Genomic DNA, 24,410 nt, shown 5'->3' with positions numbered 1-24,410 from the left:
TTCAGCTGAGAGTTTTTTTTAGATAAATATAGTTCCAATTAAAAAGACTATTTCTGAATACCAAATTTAAATACGGTGACACTGTTATAAGTTTGATTTGGATTCAAACGTGTAGAAGGGAAAGATGGTTGATTCGGGCTGTCTGGAAAATGTTGTGTTTCTAATGCTAGCGCATCTGCTTGTCGATAGAGTACGCCATTTGCACCAGCAACATTTCCGAGTAAATGATTGGCTGTATACATTTGAACGCTTGGTTCAGTGGTTAAGACTTGCAGTGTCCGTTTAGATTTTGGATCAAAAACATGAGCTGCAAGATTTAACTTTCCTTGAGACTTTTGATTAAGTACCCAAGTTTGGTCATAGCCATATCCATAGGCCAATTGCTGATTATTCGCTCGAATATCTTTCACAATTGCTTTAGGTGTCCGAAAATCAAAAGGTGTAACTGCAACCGAAGCTATTTCACCTGTGGGTAAAGAGTTTTGATCGGTTACCAATATACGGTCTGCATTGAGTTGTACAACATGATCTAGCACGCCATAAGGGTTATTGCCAGCGCCTGATAAGTTGAAATAACTGTGGTTGGTGAGATTGACGACTGTCGGTTGATCAGTTTTGGCTTTATATTCGATCTGGAATTCATTTTGATCTGAAAGACTGTAGATCACTTCTACATCTAATTTTCCGGGAAAACCTTGATCACCATTCGGACTGGTTAACTTAAGAGAAGCTTTAACGGTTTCACCTTTAGAAACGAGGGGCTTAACTTGCCAAACACGTTTATCAAAACCGGGATTACCGCTATGTAATGAATTCGGCCCATTATTTTTTTCAAGATTATACGTTTTTCCATCTAAGTTAAATTTAGCATTACCAATACGGTTCGCATAACGACCAATTAATCCGCCAAAATGAATGCCTTCCTTGGTATCAGTGACTTCATAGCCTTTTAGGTCATCGAAGCCCAAAACGATATTATTTTGTTTACCTTGTGCATCGGGAGTCAAAATTTGTGTAATTACACCACCAAAACTAATAAAAGATACAGAGACTCCTTTGTTATTGCTCATGGTGTATAGATCAACTTTTTGACCGTCTTGAGCCGTACCATAGGGTTTTACATTTAATGTGGCTGCATTTGTAAGTTGTGCAAAGCTATAAATCGCAACACCTAAAATTACTAATTTTTTCATGTTTATACTCTATTTTTTAATCGTAGGGTTGGATGAATATAAGATTGATTTTTCATCTTTTTAAAGAGTTTTTTATTATATATAGTGTTAATGAGGATTAGCGCTGTTAACTCTAAGCATTGAACAAACTGGCACTAATCCTATTAATAAAACTCAACGGTAAGCTATTTTTATGAATCATCCCGACTCGGTTTTAAAATTTTCACTTGGTCTTAATGGCTTATCATTTGACATAGATAATCAAAATATTCAACTCGAACAGGGCTTGGGGTTTGTTGATTCAAAAAGTAATGGCCATGGTGTTATTGATGAACTGGCTATCGAAAAGATGATTTATTTCATTGAAGAAATCATCGAGTCTCAGCTACTCAGAAATCTAAAGATAAGTGGCGTAGCTGTTACGTCTGATGCAGCCATGACGCAACTGAGTCGGTTATTTTTTAATGCTAAAAAGTACATCAGCCGTACTGAGCTTGAGCATGGATTCAATGATTTTATTGAGCGTTTGAGCTACTACACAAGCCAAGTGGCTCCAGATCAGCTTTATATTTTTACCTACTTTGTATTTGTTCGAGAGATGATGCATCACTTAAGAGTTGAGCAAATTCAAATCATTTAAGAAATGACTTCTCAATCTGCCAACTCATCATGAATCCAGTTTAAAAACAGCTCAATTTTAGGAATAAATTGGTGGGTTCGTGGATATACCAAATGATGAGCCGAGATAGGAATCGATAGCTCATCTGCAAAAACTCTAACCAACTTTCCAGATTCCAAATAATTTTGAGTAAGCAAATTACTTTCTAAAACAAAACCTAGCCCGTGTGTGGCCGCCTCAAGTGACATATAAGAGCGGTCAAAACTCAAAGTGTAGGGAAACTCAGGAATGCTTAAACCCTGATGGGCAAACCATTGGGGCCAAGTAACTAAGGTTGAGCGCGATAAAATCAGTTCTTTTTTTAATAAATCTTGAGGTTTATTTACTGGACTGCGTTCAAGTAGTTTGGGGGATGCAAGTACTTCTAGCTTTTCATTACGAATCGTTCTGATTTCTACCCCTGTCCAGTTGGGCAAACCATGACGGATATCAATGTCGATCTTGTCGCGAGTAAAGTGCAAATTTTCATAAGAACATGACAAGTTGACCTGAATCATTGGAAATTTTTCTTTAAATGATTCAAGGCGTGGTAATAACCAAAGCAAACCAAAACTTGGAGATGAATGAATATATAGACTGTCTTTAGGACTTTTATCAGCAGCTTTTTCAGTCGCTAACATCAGGTTATGCAAAATGGTGGTGACATCTTGAAAATAGCGTTCGCCAGAAGGGGTAAGCGTCACACCACGAGCACCACGAATAAATAAACTCTGCCCAATCATTTCTTCAAGCTTAGCAATTTGGTGACTTACTGCGGAAGGCGTGAGATTCAAATGCTCGGCTGCCTTGGCAACATTGCCAAAACGGGCGGTTTGTTCAAAAGCCTGTAATGTTTTAATTGAGGGCATCTGGTTGAAATTGTTTTCAGTGCTATCCATGAAATGATCCGTTTTTATCCCTAAAACTTATTTAAAAATAGCATAGGCATGAATTTTTTTCATGCCTTGTTGAATGCGAGATGATTGCTGGGCTTTGTGAAAAAAGAGATTCTAAGTCAGAACTCAGGAAATAAAGCGTAAAAGAGGATTGAACATGTTACTACAAGGAAAAGTGGCATTAATTACTGGTGCAGCATCAGAACGTGGAATTGGGCGAGCAACCGCAGAAATCTTTGCACAACAAGGTGCTAAGGTCATTATTGTTGATTTAGATCTTGCTCAAAGCCAAAACGCTGCAAAGGCACTTGGTGAAGGACATTTAGGTCTTGCTGCCAATGTTGCAAATGAAGAACAGGTCAAAGCAGCTGTTGAACAAGCACTACAGCACTATGGCAAGGTTGATATTTTAATTAACAATGCTGGCATTACTCAGCCAGTTAAAACACTCGATATTCAGCGCAATGACTATGATCGTATTTTAGACGTCAGCCTGCGTGGAACACTGATTATGTCTCAAGCTGTTATTCCATCCATGAAAGCAAACGGAGGTGGAAGCATTGTGTGCTTATCTTCAGTTTCAGCTCAACGCGGCGGTGGTATTTTTGGCGGGCCACACTATAGCGCTGCCAAAGCAGGGGTGTTAGGTCTAGCAAAAGCGATGGCTCGAGAGTTTGGTCCTGACCAAATTCGTGTAAATTCTCTTACTCCGGGTCTAATCCATACTGATATTACTGGCGGTTTAATGAATGATGATCGTCGTCACGACATTTTGGCAGGTATTCCACTCGGCCGCTTAGGTAAAGCGCAAGATGTTGCAAATGCAGCATTATTTTTGGCAAGTGATCTGTCAGCTTACTTAACTGGCGTAACACTCGATGTAAATGGTGGCATGCTGATTCATTAAGGCTTGTCATTTAAAAACTAAAAATAGAATGATGGTCACAAGAGGATACTGTGACCAAATGTAAAGGGATTCGCATGATGGATACAGTATTTTCATCTGAAGTAGATATGGCGATTCGTAAATCTGCCTATCGAAAAATTGCATTTCGGCTCATGCCATTTTTAATGCTTTGTTATTTTTGTGCCTATTTAGATCGAGTAAATGTGGGTTTTGCCAAACTCCAAATGATGAGCGATTTACAGTTTAGTGAAGCTGTATATGGGCTAGGCGCAGGGATTTTCTTTATTGGTTATTTTCTTTGTGAAGTACCAAGTAACATCGTACTTCACAAAGTAGGCGCAAGACGTTGGATTGCCCGTATCATGATTACATGGGGAATTTTGTCAGGCTGTTTTGCTTTTGTTCAAACTGAATGGCAATTTTACACCTTACGTTTTTTATTGGGTGTCGCCGAAGCTGGACTAGCTCCGGGTTTGTTGCTCTATCTCACTTATTGGTTCCCGTCTTACCGCCGTGCACGCATGACCGTACTTTGGTTTATCGCGATTCCAATTTCGGGAATGATTGGTGGACCACTTTCAGGCTTAATTATGGACCGAATGAGCGGTGTACATGGTTGGTTTGGCTGGCAGTGGATGTTCCTTATTGAAGCCATTCCTACTGTGCTCGTCGGCCTATTGGTACTCGCTGTTTTAAAAGATTCAGTTCAAGATGCCAACTGGTTAACTCAAGACGAAAAAAACTTGGTGAAGCAAGAGCTGGCTCAAGATAACCAGCACAAAGAAGGTCATGCTAGTGTTAAAGATTTCATCGCAGATAAACGCTTATGGTTACTCGCAGGCATCTATTTTTGCGTAGTGATGGGCCAATACGCCATTACCTTTTGGCTACCCACTCTCATTCGCAACTCAGGCATTAGTGATAATTGGCATATCGGTTTGCTCACCAGCCTGCCTTATATGTGCGCGATTGTAGTTATGATTTTGGCAGGACGTAGTGGTGACCATTTCCAAGAACGCCGTTGGCACTTAATTATTCCAATGTGTGCAGGTGCTATAGCACTCACATTTGCGACCTTATTCGCTTCAAATCTAACCCTCTCTTTAATTTGCCTTTGCATCGCAGCCTCAGGTGTGCTGACAGCATCCTCTTTATTTTGGATGTTACCGACCAACTTCTTGGGTGGTGTTTCGGCAGCGGCAGGTATTGCAGCCGTCAATAGCTTCGCCAACCTCGCAGGCTTTTGCTCACCTTATTTAATCGGTTGGGTCACCACCAACACAGGTTCAAATGCAATCGGCATGTTCTTAATCACAACAGTATTAATTTTTGGTGCCAGTCTGGTTCTGCGTGTTCCGGCAAAACTGGTCAATCGTTAATAAGGAATAGTAAATGACAATGTTAAATGTTGATAAAGCAGGCCAAATTGCCGAGTTGCAACAACGTGCCTACCACATTCGCCAACATGCTTTACGCATGGGGCAAGTACAAGGTCAAGGCTATGTTGGACAAGCTTTGGGCGCAGCTGATCTACTGGCAGTATCTTATTTCCATGCGATGAAATATCAGCCAGAAAACCCTGAATGGGAAGGTCGTGACCGTTTTTATCTCTCTATTGGACACTATGCAATTGCCCTCTATGCAGCCTTGATTGAAGCAAAAATTATCCCACTTGAAGAACTTGAAACCTACGGTGCAGATGATAGTCGTCTACCGATGTCGGGCATGGCTTCATATACACCGGGCATGGAAATTACAGGTGGTTCATTGGGGCATGGTCTTGGAATTGCAGTCGGTGCATGTCTAGGGCTGAAACAGAAAAAGTCGGATGCTTTTGTCTATAACTTACTGTCCGATGGTGAGTTAAATGAAGGCTCAACATGGGAAGCCGTGATGTCTGCTTCTCATTGGAAACTAGATAACTTGATTGCCATTATTGATGTGAATAATCAGCAGGCAGATGGGCACTCCAGCGAAATTTTAGCGTTTGAACCCATTGTAGACCGTTGGCAGTCATTTGGTTGGTACACCCAACGCGTAGATGGCAATGACGTGGAAGCTTTGCTTGAGGCATTCGACCAAGCACGAAACCATGAGGGAACATGCCCACGCGTCATTATTTGTGACACCAAAATGGGTAAGGGTGTGTCGTTCTTGGAAAGCCGCGAAAAAACACACTTTATTCGTGTTGATGAACATGAATGGGACGATGCTTTAAATATTTTGACCCACTACGGACAGTAAGGAATACACCATGAGCCAGTTAGCCAATCCTCCTAAGAAAAAACTAACCACTTCGGCAATGATTGCTTCTATTGCTGCCGAGGGCCAACCGACCAAACCAGCCCCATTTGGACATGCACTAAATGTCTTGGCAAAAGAGCGTGATGATATTGTGGGCTTATCAGCAGATTTATCAAAATATACAGACCTGCATATTTTTGCTAAAGAAAATCCAGACAAGTTTTTCCAAATGGGCATGGCAGAACAACTTTTGATGAGCGCAGCAGCAGGACTTGCTCGTGAAGGATTTGTTCCCTTTGCGACCACCTATGCTGTGTTTGCATCACGGCGTGCCTATGACTTTATTTGTATGGCGATTGCGGAAGATAATCTGAATGTCAAAATTGTGGCGGCACTTCCGGGCTTAACCACAGGCTACGGCCCAAGCCATCAGGCGACTGACGATATTGCGATTTTTCGTGCAATGCCAAACCTCATGATCATTGACCCATGTGATGCCTTAGAAATCGAACAAGCGATTCCTCAGATTGCTGCTCATAATGGCCCTGTATATATGCGTTTATTGCGTGGACAGGTTCCATTAGTGCTCGATAAATACAATTACCAGTTTAAATTAGGTAAGGCACAGGTGATTAAACCCGGTAAAGACTTACTCATTATTTCGACTGGTTTATTGACCATGCGTGCGCTTGAGGCAGCCGAAGAACTTGAAAAAGAGGGCATTGAGGTTTCAGTGTTGCATGTGCCTACGATTAAACCTTTAGATGAACAAACCATTCTGGATGAAGTTGCAAAAGGTGGCCGTCCTGTTTTAACTGCCGAAAATCATTCAGTCATTGGTGGACTAGGGGAAGCTGTGGGGTCATTACTTCTAAGAAATGGACAACATCCTCATTTTGACATGATTGGTTTGCCAGATGCATTTTTAGATGCAGGGGCATTACCAACCTTGCATGATCGATATGGTATTTCAACTAAAGCAGTTAAAGACAAAATTAAGTCACATTTGAAGTAAAAAGATTAAATTTTCAAATTGAAAAGGGCGTGATGGAATTTCTTTCACGCCCTATTTTTAATCAGGATGATTCAAAACTTAAACAATCGAATCATCTAAATTCGGCCCTAACCAACGCTTCGCCTCATCAAATGTCCAACCTTTACGTTTTGCATAATCTTCAAGTTGGTCTTGAGAGATTTTGCCTACGTTAAAGTATTCACTTTGTGGATGAGAATAATAGAAACCACTTACTGAAGATGGTGGCATCATTGCAAAGTGTTCAGTCAGTTTAGTACCGATCTTGTCGGTAGAACCTAACCAGTCAAACAACACTGCTTTTTCAGAGTGCTCTGGACAAGCTGGGTAACCCGGTGCAGGGCGAATACCGACATATTTTTCTTTAATCAGCTCTTCATTGCTAAGCTGTTCATCAGCTTTATAACCCCAGAACTCTTTACGAATACGTTCATGTAAATGTTCTGCAAAAGCTTCGGCAAAACGGTCAGCTAGTGATTGAACTAAAATTGCAGAGTAGTCATCACCTTTGGCTTTGTATTCATTTGCCAATTCTTCTGCACCAAAAATCGATACAGTGAATCCGCCTAAGTAATCCTGTTGCTCACGGTCAGCGCGAATGTAATCTGCCAAAGACAAGTTTGGTTTACCTGTTACTTTGTCAGATTGTTGACGTAAGTGCTCAAAAGTATGCGTAACATTTTGACCCGCTTCATCAAATACGCTGACGGTGTCAGCATCGGTGCGCTGAGCGGGGAACATACCAAATACAGCACGTGCATCAAAAAGGTTGTTGTCGATAATATCTTTCAACATTGCTTGAGCTTGGTTGTACAGATCTGTTGCAGCTTCACCAACCACTTCATCTTCTAAAATTTTCGGAAACTTACCTGCCAAGCTCCAAGAAATGAAGAATGGTGTCCAGTCAAAATATTCTACAAGTGTTGTAAGTGGGTAATTGGTTAAGACCTGTGTTCCCAAAAGATTTGGTTTTGCAGGAACATAACTCTCATCAATTTTAAAGCCATTCTCAACCGACTCTGCATAAGTTAGCTTGGCAGCTTTAGGCTGTTTGTTAGCTAAGCGCTCACGAATTTTGACATATTCAGCACGGTGCTCTGCAATAAAGTTTCCACGCATTTCTTTCGAAAGGAGAGTAGTTGCAACACCCACAGCACGTGAAGCATCGGCAACATAAATCACCGCATCGTTTTGGTACTGAGGATCAATTTTTACTGCTGTATGTGCTTTTGAAGTTGTTGCACCACCAATCAATAAAGGAATGTTAAAACCTTTACGTTGCATTTCTTTCGCAACAAATACCATTTCATCTAAAGATGGCGTAATCAGACCTGACAAACCGATGATGTCACATTTTTCATCAATTGCAGTTTGCAAGATTTTCTCGCAAGGCACCATCACGCCAAGGTCAACAATATCGTAACCATTACAGCCCAGTACCACGCCTACAATATTTTTACCAATATCGTGCACGTCGCCTTTAACAGTTGCCATCAGGACTTTACCTTTAGATTGGCTACCTGTTTTTTCAGCTTCAATGTACGGGTTGAGCCAAGCTACAGCTTGCTTCATAACACGTGCAGATTTCACAACCTGTGGTAAGAACATTTTGCCTGAACCGAACAAGTCACCAACAACGTTCATGCCGTCCATCAAAGCGCCTTCAATTACATCTAAAGGACGTTTGGCTTTTAGGCGAGCTTCTTCTGTGTCTTCGTCAATGTAGGTGGTAATACCTTTGACCAACGCATATTCAAGGCGTTTTTCTACAGGTTCGTTACGCCATTCAAGGTTTTCTGCTTCGCGCTGCGCACCACTATGACCACGGAACTTTTCAGCGACTTCAAGCAATTTTTCAGTAGCAAGTTGACCAGATTCACCTTGGTTCTGGTTTAAAACAACATCTTCAACTGCATCTTTGAGTTCTTTAGGAATATCGTCATAAATTGCCATTTGACCGGCATTTACAATACCCATAGTCATGCCTTGTTTAATGGCATGGTACAAGAACACAGAGTGAATCGCTTCACGAACAGGCTCATTTCCACGGAACGAGAATGAAACGTTCGATACACCGCCAGAAATCATGGCATGAGGTAAATTCTGTTTAATCCAACCTGTGGCTTCAATAAAATCGACACCATAGTTATTGTGTTCTTCAATACCTGTTGCTACTGCGAACACGTTCGGGTCAAAAATAATATCTTCAGCAGGGAAGCCCACATCGTTAACTAAAACGTCATAAGAACGTTTACAGATTTCGCGTTTACGCTCAGCAGTGTCTGCCTGACCAGTTTCATCAAAGGCCATCACAATAATTGCAGCACCATATTGGCGACACAGGCGAGCTTTTTCGACAAACTCGTCATAACCTTCTTTTAACGAAATCGAGTTAACAACAGGTTTACCTTGTACGCATTTTAAGCCTGCTTCAATGATTTCCCATTTTGATGAGTCAATCATGATCGGCACACGTGAAATATCTGGCTCCGATGCTACAAGGTTTAGGAAATGCACCATCGCATTTTGCGAATCGAGCATCCCTTCATCCATGTTAATGTCGATAATCTGTGCGCCAGCTTCCACTTGTTGCTGTGCAACTTCTAAAGCTTCGGCAAAGTTTTCTTCACGAATTAAGCGTAAGAATTTTTTTGAACCAGTAACGTTGGTACGTTCACCGACGTTAACGAACAATGAGTCATCATAAATATTAAATGGTTCTAAACCACTTAAGCGACAAGCTGGCTTAGTTTCAGGAATTTGACGTGGTGCAATGTCTTTTACAGCATTGGCAATCGCACGAATATGGTCTGGTGTCGTACCACAGCAACCACCGGTAATATTGATCAAACCGCTTTCTGCAAATTCTTTTAAGAAGGCAGCAGTTTGTTCTGGTGTTTCATCATATTCACCAAAAGCGTTTGGTAAGCCAGCATTTGGATGAGCAGAAATGAAAGTATCAGCAACATCAGACACGGTTTTAACGTGAGGACGCATGGCATCTGCACCAAGGGCACAGTTGAAACCAATTGAAAGTAAGTCACCATGGCGTACAGAGTTCCAGAACGCTTCAGCAGTTTGACCTGTTAAAGTACGGCCTGAGGCATCGGTAATGGTCCCTGAAATCATAAGTGGTAATTCATGACCAAGTTGCTTAAAGACTTCTTTCACCGCAAAAATTGCAGCTTTACAGTTTAATGTATCAAAAACGGTTTCAATCAAAATGATATCTGCACCGCCTTCAATCAGCGCATGAGTTGCCTCAATATAGTTTTCTTTTAGCTCATCAAACGTAATGTTACGAAAGGCAGGGTCATTTACATTAGGTGAAATTGAACAGGTACGCGATGTTGGACCGAGTACACCTGCTACAAAACGCGGTTTATCTGGAGTCGAATATTTTTCACAAGCTGCTTTAGCTAAACGTGCTGCTTCACGGTTAATCTCTGGAACAAGATCTTCCATGTGGTAGTCAGACATTGAAACACGCGTGCCGTTAAAGCTGTTGGTTTCAATAATGTCTGCGCCTGCATCAAGATAAGCTTCATGAATACCTTGAATGATTTCGGGTTGAGTTAGCACAAGAAGGTCATTGTTACCTTTTAGGTCATGTGCCCAATCGGCAAAACGCTCACCACGGTAGTCGGCTTCTTCCAATTTATGGCGCTGGATCATCGTTCCCATTGCACCATCAATAATCAGAATGCGTTTAGCAAGAAGCGCTTTTAGGGTGGCAAGCGTAGACATAGAAAACCCCGATCTTTTATATGAATTTAAAAATGCGGCGCTATTGTAACAGAATAGTTGCGCAATTGATGAGCTATAACGACCCACCATTCACTTGTAATAGATTCATTAGAAAAACGGCTTTTATGACAAATAAAGACTGTTTTTTCATCAAATATTCATAAAATGATCATGATATTGAAATATTTCATCTCCAATATTCCGTTTTATAACAATTATGCTGTTTAAAAAACAAGCATTCGGGTAATTTTTTATATATTTTTGCTTTAAAAATAGTCATAAATAAGGAAGATATAAATTGATTTAAATTATTGTATTTTAATAAAAAAATAAATTTAATAGAGGAAAGGTGCATCAAATGAGGTCAAAATATGAAAAATTGACTTCATCAGGCGCCGCTTTGTCATATAATTGTCATAATTTAATTTAAGAATACAGAGGATTTTTTTATCCTCTTACCGTCTGCATGAATTCTAATCTACCCCCTGTTTCGGATTCAAAACTTGCGGCAAACCTGCAAGTCAAATCGACGAATGTACATGTCCCGACACCTAAGTTTTTTATGCCGGTGTTTCTGACGATTATTGTTGCAACACTTATTTATATTGGATTTCAGGTGAGTGCTGATTTAGCACATGTACCGCCTTTGAGTCTTTATTCGGTTATCCTTTTATCTACTGCACTCTTGATTGCTTTAGGCTTTGAGTTTGTAAATGGCTTCCACGATACTGCAAATGCAGTAGCAACAGTGATTTACACCAATGCTTTACCTGCACCAGTTGCAGTCATGTGGGCAGGTTTTTGTAATTTTCTTGGGGTAATGGTTGCAAGCGGCGCAGTCGCTTACGGCATTATTGCATTGTTGCCTGTTGAACTGATTATGAACATGGGTAGCGGTGCCGGTTTCGCAATGGTTTTTGCGCTTCTAATTGCTGCGATTCTCTGGAACTTAGGTACTTGGTTCTTGGGTATTCCTGCTTCTAGTTCTCATACCTTGATTGGTTCAATCTTGGGTGTGGGCATTATGAACCATCTGTTGAGTGCATCGACTGGCGTAACGACCAGCGGTGTTGATATGGATCAGGTGATTAAAGTCGGTAAGGCATTATTATTTTCGCCTTTAATTGGTTTTGCTTTTGCAGCGATTGTATTCTTGTTGGTTAAAACTGTTTTTAAACGCCAATTAGAATTATTCCAGCCGCCAGAAGGTAATAAACCACCACCAGCAATCATTCGTGCAATTTTAATCTTTACCTGTACAGGTGTAAGTTTTGCACATGGTTCTAATGACGGTCAAAAAGGTATGGGTCTCATCATGCTGATTTTGGTTGGTCTGGTGCCGTTGGCTTATTCATTAAATAAAAACCTTGATACACAACAAGTTCAATCATTCCATCAGCTTTCTTCTCAAACTGCCGTATTTTTGAATCAAAATCAGCCAGAATTAACCGATGAAAAAGCACGTGTTATTTTGACTAAATACATTCAGACTAAACAGCAAACTCCAGAAGTAGTGCCTGCATTGGCAAGCATGACTGACCACTTGGGTGAGCGTGTTTCTAGCTATAGCAACTTAAAAGATATTCCAGAAGCTGCAATTAGCGAAATTCGTAATGACATGTATTTAAGCACCACTTCGTTTAAGCGTTTGGATAAAGCGAATGCATTACCAAAAATGGATCAGTCACAAGAAAAGCTTGTGAAAGAATACCGTAGTAGCTTAGATTCATTCTTACAGTACATTCCAACTTGGGTGAAAGTAGCAGTTGCTTTGGCACTTGGCTTAGGCACCATGGTGGGCTGGAAACGTATTGTTGTGACTGTAGGTGAGCGTATTGGTAAGCATCATATGACTTATGGTCAGGGGATGTCTGCTGAGCTTGTAGCAATGAGTACAATTGCAGCTGCTGACGGTTTAGGTATGCCTGTTTCAACAACACACGTTTTAAACAGTGCTGTTGCAGGTACCATGGTTGCGAATAAATCAGGCTTAAACTTCAATACAGTGAAAACAATTTTATCTGCATGGGTATTTACACTTCCTGCAACAATCTGTTTATCAGGCGGTTTGTACTGGTTATTCTTGCAGTTTGTATAAAAGCATTTAAAACATTAAAGCCACTGTAAACAGTGGCTTTTTTATTTGTTTCTTTTTAAAGTTCAGTCTATTTTCATGTACATTCAATTATAAATTAACAAGTCGTTATAGAGCATCAAGCAGCTTTAAAAGCTGAGCTTAAACTTTTTATATCAGGATAGATTATGGATGCGGTTCAAATAGATCAGCTAAAACAACAATTTCCACTTATTGAGACACTGCAAGCCTATCAAGAGACATTTTGGTTTACACCTCATCGCTATCCTTTAACTGAAGCTTTAGAAAAAGTTGGACTCACAGTAGACGATGTAAGTGACGCGGAAGCAAGGCTAGCGCGTTTCGCACCTTATTTAGCAAAGGTATTTCCTGAAACTCAAGCACAACATGGAAAAATTGAATCAGATATCGTTGAAATTCCGAAAATGCAGCAAGCACTTTCTTCAATAGAACAAGAGCAACTGAGTGGAACATTCTGGCTAAAAAAAGATAGTCATCTCCCTATTTCAGGTTCAATTAAAGCACGTGGTGGTATTTATGAAGTCTTGGCTCACGCTGAAAAATTGGCAATTGAGGCAGGACTTCTCAAGTTGGAAGACGATTACACTAAACTGGACCAAGACGTATTTCGCACGTTTTTTTCTAAGTATCAAATTGCAGTAGGTTCTACAGGCAACCTTGGGCTTTCGATTGGCATTATGAGCGCCAAACTGGGTTTTAGAGTCACAGTGCATATGTCTGCCGATGCGAGACAGTGGAAGAAAGACAAACTGCGTTCACTGGGCGTCAATGTTGTGGAATATGCCAGTGACTATGGTGTAGCGGTTGAAGAGGGACGAAAATCCGCAGAACAAGATCCACACTGCTTTTTTATTGATGATGAAAACTCGAAAACATTATTTTTAGGCTATGCCGTTGCAGGAATACGCTTAAAACAGCAATTTGAGCAAAAACAGATTAAAGTTGATGCTGAACACCCATTATTTGTTTATTTGCCGTGTGGCGTAGGTGGTGGCCCAGGTGGCGTGAGTTTTGGGTTGAAACTGGCTTTTGGTGAGCACGTACATTGTATTTTTGCTGAACCAACCCATTCGCCTTGCATGTTACTTGGTGTGCACACAGGCTTGCATGATCAGATTTCAGTAAATGACATTGGCATCGATAACGTTACAGCCGCAGATGGACTTGCAGTAGGACGTGCTTCAGGTTTTGTTGGGCGTGCTATGCAACAGTTAATTGATGGCTATTACACCATTCACGATGAACGTTTGTATGAACTAATAGCACTTCTAAATAAAACTGAAAATATTCAGCTTGAGCCTTCAGCAGTGGCAGGAATGATGGGTCCATATTATGTTCAGACGAGTCCTGATTATTTGGCTTTACATCAACTATCAGCTGAAAAGTTGCAGCAGGCAAATCATGTGGTATGGGCGACTGGAGGCGGTATGGTGCCACCTGATGAAATGCAAAAATATCTATCACACTTTCAAAATAAATAGAAAAACTCAGAAAAAGCCCAATTCTAGAATTGGGCTTTAATTAAACTATTTTTTAGATGATTTTCCAAAAGGTAGTTTTTCGGTTGCAAATCCATAGATTGCAGCAAAAGGTAGGGCAGTTCTTGCTAAATAAGCAACACGCCATAATCCGCCGTGGTTAGCACCTTCCATCATGAGTTCAAGCGGATGGTCCAGTTCAGTTTCAGGATTTGCCACAGAAGACTCATTTCTTAAGTCATGAATCCAGAGTGCCGCCATAATGGCATTGGTCGTTTCAGGACTAAACGCTTCTACATCAAAAAGCTCTGCACCATTAAAAGCTGCTTTCAATAATGGATTTTTAGTCACAGAGTGGGTAGTGGTAGATGGAGCAATATTAATACTTACGTGTTGTCCCTGATGGCGGGCCAAAATAGCACGCCATTGTTGAATGCGTTTTGCCAAAGCATAATTTGGCCCTTGTTCAACCACTAGACAGTCGGCAATACCATAAGTTTTTCCATTTTCACAATCAATCAGGTCTTGATAAGGCGCTTGGAAAAAACGATTTAATGAAAGTGTAGAAACACCTTTCACCGCCATTTTTTGTAGTTTTGTGCGTGATTTAAATTTTTGTTGAGCAGCTTTTGCTACTTCTTTAGGAACTGCATAAACATCGGTTGGCGTACACATAAACATAAGGCTCGTATCAGACTTATGCTCGCTCACAAATTGCATGATGCTATCCATTGCCATGGACACGCGAACATGCTTTTCACCATCTAAATAGGCGATTGCGGCCAAATCTAACTTTTGTGGAAACTGCACTAGCCACTGTGCAATTTCTGGTAATTGAGTCAATAAATTTGCACCCAATTTATCCTTTAGTTCAGAAGCTTTTGCTGAGGAAGCAATTTGTTCAACGCTTGGAGCAATGAGTGTTGCGTTTCCTTGTTGAATCGTATTTAAAATTTTGCCCCACACACGTGGGTTTGGTAAGTCGACAGCAATAATATTCGCTTTCCATTTGGCTAACCAAGGTAGAGGACCAGCTTCTGAAGCTGCACCAAACAGCACCATGGTACGGTCAGATAAATCAAACCATTCTGGATGAGCAGTAGCTTCACGCAAAGCTTTTGCATGACTTGGTTCAATAATACCAGCCTCTTCCCAACGTTGAATTTGGTCTAGTAAGCTTTGTCCACTAAGCTTTTGCCCTTTGTAAGGAACATACCACTCTGGAGCTGCATCACTTTCACCTTTAAGTTTTACTGTATGAAGGGGTGTAGATGAAGCAATATGAACCGCATCTTTTAAAAGGTAATGCTTACTATCACGATAGTAGTCAAAAAGGTGGTGAGCTTTATGCAAGCCCTGCTTAGCAATAGTAATTGGATTGCTACTATTTGAGATGCCTTGCTTAACAAGCGCTTTAAAATAAATAGGGTAGTTTTTTCGCCAGTTTTTTTCATTCAACACTTGTTGCGCGGTTTTATTATCTACAACAGATAAAGCCTCTGACAAAATCTCTTGGCCGGTAAGAGATGTGCTTTGTTTTTTTGTTGAGGCATGTACTGGAAATTGTAGACCTTCGACTTGACTTGTGCTGGACATAAAATATCTCGTTATAAGACTGGGTTAATATACAGATGTATACATTATCTATGCCAATGAAAGGAAACGAGTGGCAATAACTGACAAAATAATATTGAATATTTATGTGATGAAACTTGAAAGAGCAATTTATTATGATAAATTCATCTCATTTTAGTCTTAATTTTTTTCACATTTTTAGAACATTTTTATAGACTTACGTTACATAAATGATTATTTTGTATGAAGCAAATACATCAGTTTTAACCTGAAGGTAAAATGTTCAAAATGTATCAATAATACAGATGCAGAAATGATTAAAAACTAGACTTTTTTCTTAAAGGATAAGAGAAGTCAGACGGAATAAGAAAGAATTGGGGTGAAACTAGATAGAAGACAACGTAAGATTGTCTTTTAAAAATCTTGGGGATATGGTGATTTTTTTACACCATAATTTTCTAGTTTCATCCCATCTATTTTTGGGTTGGAACCCACTATTTTTGTACTCAGCTTATCATTTAATCAAACTCTATTTCTTTAATGTAACTTCAAAATTACTTTAAGAATGGAGTGGTTCTAACAGCGTCCTTTTTTAGCTTGCCCTGGTGGGCAAAAGTCTCCGGGATGATTGTGATAAGGTGAATCTGGATCAATCACAATACTACCTTCCCGTGTATGAACTGCACAGGCTGATAATGACATTGTGAAAATTGCTGCTACACAAAGAAATAATGCTTTCATCATGTTCTCACTTTTTTATCATTCTCCTTTGTACTATAGAAATATATTGATTATTTTTCGATCTACTTTTCGTTAAAAATATATTTACTAATTCCAATTAAAAGAAACTAATTAGATCTTAAAATTGTTCGAAAGCCAACATGGGTTGCTGCTAAATCAAAGTCTTGCGGATAACGACTACTGTTTCGATAACGCGAACAATAATTTTGAGCACACAGAAAAGATCCACCTTTAATTACATATTGTGTACTCGCAATTTGCTGTTGTCTTAAATCAGAATAATTTCCCATATGTTGGTCATGAGCACCTTGATAAGGAGAGGATGTCCATTCCCATACATTTCCAATCGTATCAAATAGTTTGAAATCGTTTGGTGTAAAACATCCAACGGGTGCTACATCTTTAAAGTGATCTTGATTTAGGTTTTGAAAAGGGAATTCACCTTGCCAGTAATTTGCTTGTGGATGTTGGTGTTCATCGGTAGGAGCTTGATGTAAGGGCGTATCAGTTTTTGAATTGGCTTTAGCTGCATATTCCCATTCTAGTTCCGTTGGTAAGTCATGTCCGAGCCAGACTGCATAATGTTCAGCATCATTTTTACTCACATATCGCACAGGCTCATTAGGATTGGCTATAGCACCATTACTGCCATTTGGCGTTTTCCATGTATAACCTGATTTTAGCTGCCACCATTGCTGTGGATGATGAGGATCTGGTGAAAAAACAGCGGCCTGCTTTTGTTTTTCAGCATCGGTAAGATAGCCCGTTGCTTTTACGAAGCTTGCAAATTGAGCAACGGTAACTTCAGTCTGATCAATCCAGAATCCTTTAACTTCTCTTTGTTTTTTTGCAAAATTAAGTTCATCGGGATAGGCTTTCTCAGAACCAAAATTAAAATGCCCATCGGCAATTAACACCATTCCAGCTGTAGGCTGTTTGAGCCAACCTTGAGGTAGTCCAGAGTAGTTTTTACACTTTTCAATAGAACCTAGGTCAGCTAAAGACGTTGGCTGTTGAGGTGAGGGTGCTGATTCAGAAACTTTTGAAGATTGGCTACAGCCTGTCATAAAAGACAGGCTGATTGCGGTAACTAAAAATAGTTTTAATCTCATTTGGCGTTATATTCCTGCACACCATTTTTCTCAGTATATTTTTGATAAACCGATAATAACTCTTGCACTTTTGCTGGGTAAAGTTGCGCAACATTGTGCTTTTCTCCACGATCAGTGGCAATGTTATACAACTCCCAAGTTCCCGTGCCTAACTCAGGGCGTCCTTGAACTGCAATTTTCCATTCACCTTGTTTGGCATATTTACTACCATGTAATTCATCGGCAAAACTAAAATTAGCAGGGCGAATGGTAGTGGTTTTATTTTCAAGTAAAGGCTTCCATGAAACTCCTGATGGCGTATTAATGGTACGACCATTGTATTGGCCTTGAGGTACTGGAATATGAGCATATTCTAATAGGGTTGGGAAAACATCGAGTACAGATGCAAAGCTATTATTGGTTTCTTCTGCTTTTTTCTGATTTGGTAATTTCACAATAGCAGGGGCAGTGGTTGCACCTTCACCAGCTGTATCTTTCCATAAATGAAATGGTGCCGCGCTGACCTCGGCCCAACGTGGTCCAATATAGTGATATGAAGTTGGTGTTCCCACATTTGCTACAGAGTTATCAAAACCAGATTCACTACCATATCCGCCACGTACAAAACCTTCAGCACCGTTATCGGAAACAAAGAAAATTAAAGTGTTGTCATAAAGATTATTTTGTTTGAGGTATTGAATAATGCGGCCGACGTTAGCATCGAGGTTTTCTACCATGCCTGCATAGATTTCCATTTTACGGGCTTCTAGTGCCTTTTGTTCAGTTGTTAACTCATCCCATTTTCCATATTTTTGTGGGGCATTTTGAGTTGCAATTGGTTCTGCTGCCTCAAAGTTTGCAGGGATAATTCCAAGCTGTTTTTGCTTAGCAATACGTGCGTTACGAATAACATCGTAACCAACATCATAAACACCGCGATATTTTTCACGGTATTCAGCAGGTGCTTGAATTGGCCAGTGAGGCGCCGTATAGGCAGCATAAGCAAAGAACGGTTTGCCACTATTTTTGCCTGAGTCTAAGTAGCTCAGTAATTTATCGGTAAAATAATTTGTCGAGAAAAAGTCATCTGGCAAAGCGGAAACAGGAATAACTTGACCATCTTCTGTATAAGTTGAATTTCGTTTAAATGCACTTGGCGCTTGCTTAAAGTGATGGTCTAGACCTTGTAATAATGTAAATGAATGATCAAAACCTTTTGCATGTGCATTGGTTTCAGGGGTTAACCCTAAATGCCATTTACCACTGATGTACGTGCGGTAACCATTATCTTTAAGTACTTGTGCAATCGATAGAGAACGTTCATTTAAATATCCCTCGTAGCCTGGTTGTCCTTTCAAATGTTCTGGTGTGAGTTCAGCCATTGCCCCAATACCAGCTAAATGGTGATCAGTACCAGAAATGAGTTGAGAGCGTGTTGGAGAACAAGTCGGAGCAGTATGATAATCCGTTAAAAGGCGGCCTTCTTGAGCCAAACTATCAATATTAGGGGTGTGAATTTCACCACCGAAAGCCCCTAAATCGGAATAGCCTAAGTCATCAGCCATAATAAATAAGATATTCGGCTGCTTAGGTGTGGTTGCTACATTTTCTTGATTATCGTTGTCATTACATCCAGCTAAAGATAAGCTAAATAAAGCAATGGAAAGGCTAGATAAAATTGCTTTGTACTTCATTGTATCATCTGAATTATTAAAAGAATTGGCACGAGTTTAATCAGATGGTTTTTGCAATCAAAACAAAGAAAAGATCAAAGATAATCAGAAAAAAGACTGAGAATTTATAGTGATAAATTAATGAGAAAAAAAGAAAAGCCCACAAGGGGCCTTCCTTTAATTTATTTTGTTTAGAAAGGAAGGCGAGTTAGTTGGTCTAAGAAATGCGGAATAACTTTTGGTTCAAGTAGAATTGTTACGATGATTCCGTAAGCCGCACCCCATAAATGAGCACTATGGTTAATATGGGTATTACCACGCTTACCAGCCCAAATACTGTAGGCCACATATAAAATTGCAAAAATAATAGCGGGTACAGGAATGAAAAATACGAAAATTAACTTCCACGGCTGAAATAGAATATAAGCAAATAACACTGCTGAAACAGCACCTGAGGCGCCTAGGCTGGCCCAATTCGCATCATTTTTATGTTGTAGGTAGCTTGGTAAAATCGCGAAGATTAAGCCACCTAAATAGAACAACACAAAACCCATGTCGTAGAAATATTGGCGATAAAAACTTTCAATAATACTGCCAAAGAAGAACAGGGTAATCATGTTGAAAAGTAGATGTGTTCCATCGGCATGGATAAAGCCATGAGTAATGAAGCGATCAATCTGTCCACGTTGCATTGCAGGTGGCCAAAAAATCAGCCGGTTCATCACGTTTTGGTTGCTAAAAGCAATTAAAGAGATAATGACCGTAATAATAATAAGAGTAACTGTATGGTTAAATGGCAAATGCAACATAAGAAATATTTAAAAAATGATCAATACTGGCTCAATAATGCCATTAAAAACTGAAGTTGAAACCCTGTTGTGTATAAATCCGACAAATTTAGTTGATTTTTTTTAAATCCACCTCATCTTCGGTTAATATAAAGGCATCAGCTTGAGGAATATTGTTATGTCGACTGAGAACACCAACACTGCTGTTGCAGAAGAAATTCCAAACCTTTTGATTACACCATCTGCACAAGAGTATTTGCACGATTTATTAACGAAGCAAAATACTCCGGGAATTGGCGTTCGAATTTTTGTTGAGCATCCAGGTACGCCACGTGCCGAATGTTGTATGGCATATAGTGCGCCAGAAGAAGTGATCCCAACAGATTATAAACAAGACTATCCTGATTTTCCTGCGTATATTGATGCACCATCTATTCCATATCTTTTAGATGCTGTAATTGATTACAACAAGGACCGTTTTGGTGGTCAGCTCACTTTCCGTGCACCAAACTCTAAGGTTCCACGTGTTGGTCCAGATGCATCAATTGAGGAACGTATTACTTACATTCTTCAAGCAGAAATTAACCCAGGTCTTGCAGGGCATGGTGGAAATTGTAGCTTGGTAGAAGTACAAGATGATCCAGAGCATGGTTTAACTGCTGTATTGAAATTTGGTGGTGGTTGCCAAGGTTGTTCTGCAATTGACGTTACCTTGAAACAGGGCGTTGAAACTACTTTAAAAGAGCAGATTCCTGAGCTCCAACGTGTGGTTGACCAAACTGACCATACGCAAGCAGAAGGTGCTTATTTCAAATAATTAAATTATTTGAAAAGTGACATAAAAAAGCCTCGCAATGAGGTTTTTTTATTATTCAATATAAATAATGATAATTATTATCAATATCATTTGTAATTTTATTTGGATTTGTTACAATGCCGAACTTAAAATGAGAGATGTTTAATAAATCAATATATTGGGAATACTTATGTCGAAGCGTATTATCCAGTCAGTGCTTTCTGTTTCAGTACTGGCAAGTATGATGTCTATGGCTTATGCTGCACAAAATGAGCAAGAACAAGCTGAACAAGCATTAGAAAAGCCTGCTGAACCTGTGAAATTGGAAACAATTTTCGTAACTGCTGAAGAGCAAGTAAAGCAATCGCTCGGTGTGTCGGTTATTACCAAAGAAGATTTAGAAAAACTACCAGTTCGTAATGATATTTCAGACTATGTACGCCGTATGCCGGGTGTTAATTTAACAGGCAATAGTGCAACGGGGCAGCGTGGTAATAATAGACAAATTGATATTCGTGGAATGGGTCCAGAAAATACGCTCATTTTAGTGGATGGAAAACCAATTAACTCTCGTAATTCAGTTCGTTATGGCTGGAAAGGAGAGCGTGATACACGAGGTGATTCAAACTGGGTTCCAGCAGAAGCAATCGAATCGATTGAGGTTTTACGTGGACCAGCAGCAGCTCGTTATGGTTCGGGTGCAGCAGGTGGTGTGGTTAACATCATTACTAAAAAAGTGACGAATGAAACTCATGGCTCAGTAGAGTTTTATACTTCACAACCTGAAGACTCTAAAGAAGGTGCATCAAATCGTGTTGGCTTTAACGTAAGTGGGCCATTGATTAAAGATGTCTTGTCTTATCGTTTATATGGTAATTACAATAAAACAGAAGCTGATGATGTTGATATTAATAAATCAATAGGCAGTACCGCAGCTGGTCGTGAAGGTGTTAAAAATAAAGATATTTCAGGCCGTTTAGCTTGGCAGGCAACAGATCAACAAACTGTCTTACTTGATGTCTCTTCTAGCAAACAGGGTAATATTTATTCTGGTGACTCTCAGTTAAATGCAAATGCTGAAGCGGATGCGATTCTTTCGGAACTTATTGGTAAAGAAACCAATACCATGTACCGCGATAGTTATGCATTAACGCATGAAGGGGATTGGTCTTGGGGTAAAAGCAAGTTAGTTGCCCAATATGATAAAACTCACAATAAACGTCTTCCTGAAGGTCTGGGCGGCAGCACAGAAGGAAAAATTAATAATCTGGATGACAAAGCCACTTCACGCTTAGAAACTCTTCGGTTAAATGGTGAAGCCAATATTCCTTTTGAATATTATGTACCACATGTATTAACACTTGGTACTGAATGGGTTGAAGACAGATTTAAAGATAATATTTCGACAAATCAGGGAGCAGACAGCAGCGGTTCAGGTTATGGCGATCAATTAGCTAAAGGCAATCGCAGTAAAATGGAATCACGTATTGCTTCTGCATATATCGAAGATAACTTAAAACTTACCGATAGTACCGATGCCGTATTAGGCTTGCGTTTCGATGATCACAGCAAATCTGGTTCTAACTGGAGCCCAAGCTTAAACATTACTCAAAGACTCAATGATTATTTCACTTTAAAAGGTGGGGTAGCAAAAGCGTATAAAGCACCAAACATGTATCAAAATGCCGAAGGATACTTACTCAGTACCAACGGCAATGGTTGCCCGGCCAATATTGAGTCACGGTGCTTGTTGCAAGGTAATGGTGATTTAAAACCAGAAACTTCGGTAAACAAAGAGCTTGGTATCCAGTTCCAAAAAGATATTGTAAATGCGAGCTTAACTTGGTTCCGCAATGACTATAAAGATAAGATTGTGGCCGGTACAAATGTTGTCGGAACAGTTGATGGTTCAAGCACCAATGCAAATACGGGCGCTGTGACCAACACCAAGTGGAATATCTTACGCTGGGAAAATACGCCTAAAGCATTAATTCAAGGTTTTGAAGGAAGTTTGGGGTTAGACTTTGGCGATATTCGTTGGACCAATAACTTTACTTACATGATGGACTCGAAAGATAAGCAAACGGGTAACCCATTATCTTTAGTTCCAAACTATACGATTAACTCAATTTTTGATTACGACATTACAGATCAGTTAGATGTGAATTTTGTATTCACTCAATATGGCCGTCAAAAATCTCGTCAGTTTGCTGAAAATAGACTCGAATCGGGCATTGGTTCAGGTGGAACAAATTCTGCGATTAAGCCAAGTACTGTAAAAAGCTATAGTACTGCTGGAATTAATGTTGGTTATAAAATTTCAGATAATATAAGTACGCGTGTTGGCGTAAGTAACTTGTTTGATAAACAAATTTTAAGAGACAGTAATTCGATCAGCCAAACCTACAATGAGCCAGGTCGAGCTTATTACGCTTCTTTAAAATATTCTTTCTAATTAAGACAGATAACAAAGGCGCTTTAAGCGCCTTTGTTATTGATAATATTTAATGCTTTTTCAGAATAATAAAATTTCTCTAGATACACGCGAGCACGACGTCTTAAATGTCCAGTTGTAACTAATTGCTGTAATACAGGCACAAGCAACTGAGTCAGTTCATGTTGAATTAAACTTTCATTAATATTGAGATCACGCAGTAGCAAGTCAAAATTACGTTCCTGATTTCGAACATACCACGTATAAATACCATCATGGACTTGTTGGTTCAGGTAATCAGTTTGACGAATGTGATCCCAAATCTCATGTCCTAAACCTACAGTCTTTGATAAATCTTGAACTTCTACATAGTTTTTTAAAACAGAAAGTGGCATAGATTTAACTTTATGCCAAACATTTGCCTGAAAATGATAGAGCTTGTCATTGTCAAAATGTTGGTTTAAAACGCGCTCACTCATTTGGCTCAGTTTTAAAATATTCTTTTGCAAATAATGATTAATCGTGTCGTCTAGATTTGAATCAGTCACTGTTTCTAGAACAGATTTCCCCATTTTCATAAAACGGCCTACACCCGGCACACGTTTTGACATTGATTCATCTAAGTAATCATGCATTGTTTGTTGAATCAATTGAGTCAAGAGTGCTGAAAATGCAGGATTATTCACAATCGTTTTAATGATTTTTTTACGATGCTCTTCTTTACTTGCAACGTATTGCGCAATTCCATCAATTGTTAAAACAGGAATAACATCTTCAATTGTTGTATTTTCATTGTCTGGATGAATAAGTGCAAAGCGAATATGTTCTGCAATTTGTTCAAGCAGAAAATCAGAAGTAGGAGTTTCTAAAATCTGCTTTTGAATCAGTTGCTGGATTTGTTCAAAGGTCCAGAGGTGCTGTAGTTGCCGACTACCCAACCAATGATAAAATTGCTCAAATTCTTGTTGAATGATTTGGGGCTGAGCAAATTCCTCATCTAAAAAATCAAGATGAGCTTCAATGAGTTTTTCTATAAGCGGTTGGGTAGACATAAGGTCTCA

The 24,410-nt window shown here is 39.6% G+C and carries 18 protein-coding genes; 9 read left to right on the top strand and 9 right to left on the bottom strand.

Going from position 1 to position 24,410, the window contains the following annotated elements; genetic code table 11:
• Nucleotides 1–47: 47 nt before the first annotated feature.
• A complete protein-coding gene (locus MJX77_RS00635; protein WP_252060310.1) occupies nt 48–1,193 on the bottom strand; it encodes an aldose epimerase family protein in 1,146 nt (381 codons plus the stop codon).
• A gap of 172 nt (nt 1,194–1,365) precedes the next feature.
• Here MJX77_RS00635 and MJX77_RS00630 point away from each other — a divergent pair, with 172 nt between their 5' ends.
• Nucleotides 1,366–1,812 carry a hypothetical protein gene (locus tag MJX77_RS00630; RefSeq protein WP_252060308.1) on the top strand — a complete coding sequence of 149 codons (447 nt, stop codon included), beginning with the start codon at nt 1,366–1,368 and terminating at the stop codon, nt 1,810–1,812.
• Between the two features lie 11 nt (nt 1,813–1,823).
• On the opposite strand, the gene MJX77_RS00625 is transcribed toward MJX77_RS00630, so the two are convergent.
• Nucleotides 1,824–2,699, bottom strand: a complete 876-nt coding sequence (locus MJX77_RS00625; RefSeq protein ID WP_081037658.1) for a LysR substrate-binding domain-containing protein — start codon at nt 2,697–2,699, stop codon at nt 1,824–1,826.
• A gap of 184 nt (nt 2,700–2,883) precedes the next feature.
• Between MJX77_RS00625 and MJX77_RS00620 the strand changes: the two genes are divergently transcribed.
• From MJX77_RS00620 to MJX77_RS00605, 4 genes are all read left to right on the top strand, one after another.
• The gene (locus MJX77_RS00620) at nt 2,884–3,633 is read left to right on the top strand and encodes an SDR family NAD(P)-dependent oxidoreductase (protein WP_252060306.1); all 750 of its coding nucleotides are present in this window, start codon (nt 2,884–2,886) and stop codon (nt 3,631–3,633) included.
• A 77-nt stretch (nt 3,634–3,710) separates the two neighbouring features.
• Nucleotides 3,711–5,012, top strand: a complete 1,302-nt coding sequence (locus MJX77_RS00615) for an MFS transporter (protein WP_252061292.1) — start codon at nt 3,711–3,713, stop codon at nt 5,010–5,012.
• 19 nt (nt 5,013–5,031) lie between these two features.
• Nucleotides 5,032–5,877 carry a transketolase gene (locus MJX77_RS00610; protein WP_252061291.1) on the top strand — a complete coding sequence of 282 codons (846 nt, stop codon included), beginning with the start codon at nt 5,032–5,034 and terminating at the stop codon, nt 5,875–5,877.
• A gap of 10 nt (nt 5,878–5,887) precedes the next feature.
• Entirely contained in the window at nt 5,888–6,892 is a 1,005-nt protein-coding gene (locus MJX77_RS00605; RefSeq protein WP_252060304.1) for a transketolase family protein, read from the top strand.
• Between the two features lie 78 nt (nt 6,893–6,970).
• Here the strand turns inward: MJX77_RS00605 and metH are convergent, their stop codons facing one another.
• Nucleotides 6,971–10,657, bottom strand: a complete 3,687-nt coding sequence (gene metH, locus MJX77_RS00600; protein WP_252060302.1) for a methionine synthase — start codon at nt 10,655–10,657, stop codon at nt 6,971–6,973.
• A 466-nt stretch (nt 10,658–11,123) separates the two neighbouring features.
• On the opposite strand from metH, the gene MJX77_RS00595 reads away from it, so the two are divergent.
• A complete protein-coding gene (locus MJX77_RS00595; RefSeq protein WP_151822240.1) occupies nt 11,124–12,755 on the top strand; it encodes an inorganic phosphate transporter in 1,632 nt (543 codons plus the stop codon).
• A gap of 164 nt (nt 12,756–12,919) precedes the next feature.
• Nucleotides 12,920–14,254, top strand: a complete 1,335-nt coding sequence (gene dsdA / locus MJX77_RS00590; RefSeq protein ID WP_252060300.1) for a D-serine ammonia-lyase — start codon at nt 12,920–12,922, stop codon at nt 14,252–14,254.
• A gap of 45 nt (nt 14,255–14,299) precedes the next feature.
• Here the strand turns inward: dsdA and MJX77_RS00585 are convergent, their stop codons facing one another.
• From MJX77_RS00585 to MJX77_RS00565, 5 genes are all read right to left on the bottom strand, one after another.
• The gene (locus tag MJX77_RS00585) at nt 14,300–15,847 is read right to left on the bottom strand and encodes a hypothetical protein (RefSeq protein ID WP_151827420.1); all 1,548 of its coding nucleotides are present in this window, start codon (nt 15,845–15,847) and stop codon (nt 14,300–14,302) included.
• Between the two features lie 555 nt (nt 15,848–16,402).
• Nucleotides 16,403–16,567, bottom strand: a complete 165-nt coding sequence (locus tag MJX77_RS00580) for a hypothetical protein (protein WP_016138934.1) — start codon at nt 16,565–16,567, stop codon at nt 16,403–16,405.
• Between the two features lie 107 nt (nt 16,568–16,674).
• The gene (locus MJX77_RS00575; protein ID WP_252060298.1) at nt 16,675–17,679 is read right to left on the bottom strand and encodes an SUMF1/EgtB/PvdO family nonheme iron enzyme; all 1,005 of its coding nucleotides are present in this window, start codon (nt 17,677–17,679) and stop codon (nt 16,675–16,677) included.
• Nucleotides 17,676–19,352, bottom strand: coding sequence for an arylsulfatase (locus tag MJX77_RS00570; RefSeq protein WP_252060297.1), 1,677 nt, complete (start codon nt 19,350–19,352; stop codon nt 17,676–17,678). Before MJX77_RS00570 ends, MJX77_RS00575 begins: the two co-directional genes overlap by 4 nt.
• A 170-nt stretch (nt 19,353–19,522) precedes the next feature.
• On the bottom strand, nt 19,523–20,140 hold the full coding sequence (locus MJX77_RS00565; RefSeq protein ID WP_004793994.1) for a rhomboid family intramembrane serine protease: 618 nt from the start codon (nt 20,138–20,140) through the stop codon (nt 19,523–19,525).
• A gap of 157 nt (nt 20,141–20,297) precedes the next feature.
• Here MJX77_RS00565 and nfuA point away from each other — a divergent pair, with 157 nt between their 5' ends.
• The gene (gene nfuA, locus MJX77_RS00560) at nt 20,298–20,936 is read left to right on the top strand and encodes a Fe-S biogenesis protein NfuA (protein WP_005303330.1); all 639 of its coding nucleotides are present in this window, start codon (nt 20,298–20,300) and stop codon (nt 20,934–20,936) included.
• Between the two features lie 169 nt (nt 20,937–21,105).
• Nucleotides 21,106–23,370: a TonB-dependent siderophore receptor gene (locus MJX77_RS00555; protein WP_005303331.1), complete on the top strand. Its 2,265-nt coding sequence runs from the start codon at nt 21,106–21,108 to the stop codon at nt 23,368–23,370.
• A gap of 23 nt (nt 23,371–23,393) precedes the next feature.
• Here the strand turns inward: MJX77_RS00555 and MJX77_RS00550 are convergent, their stop codons facing one another.
• Complete coding sequence (locus MJX77_RS00550; protein ID WP_252060295.1) at nt 23,394–24,401, bottom strand: hypothetical protein; 1,008 nt, start codon at nt 24,399–24,401, stop codon at nt 23,394–23,396.
• Between the last annotated feature and the right edge of the window lie 9 nt (nt 24,402–24,410).

The organism is Acinetobacter sp. AHP123 (genome assembly GCF_023757925.1).
In the GTDB taxonomy this organism is placed as follows: Bacteria; Pseudomonadota; Gammaproteobacteria; order Pseudomonadales; family Moraxellaceae; genus Acinetobacter; species Acinetobacter oleivorans.
The sequence above is the reverse complement of the archived record's forward strand: the minus strand, read 5'-3'. Positions and strand labels throughout refer to the sequence as shown.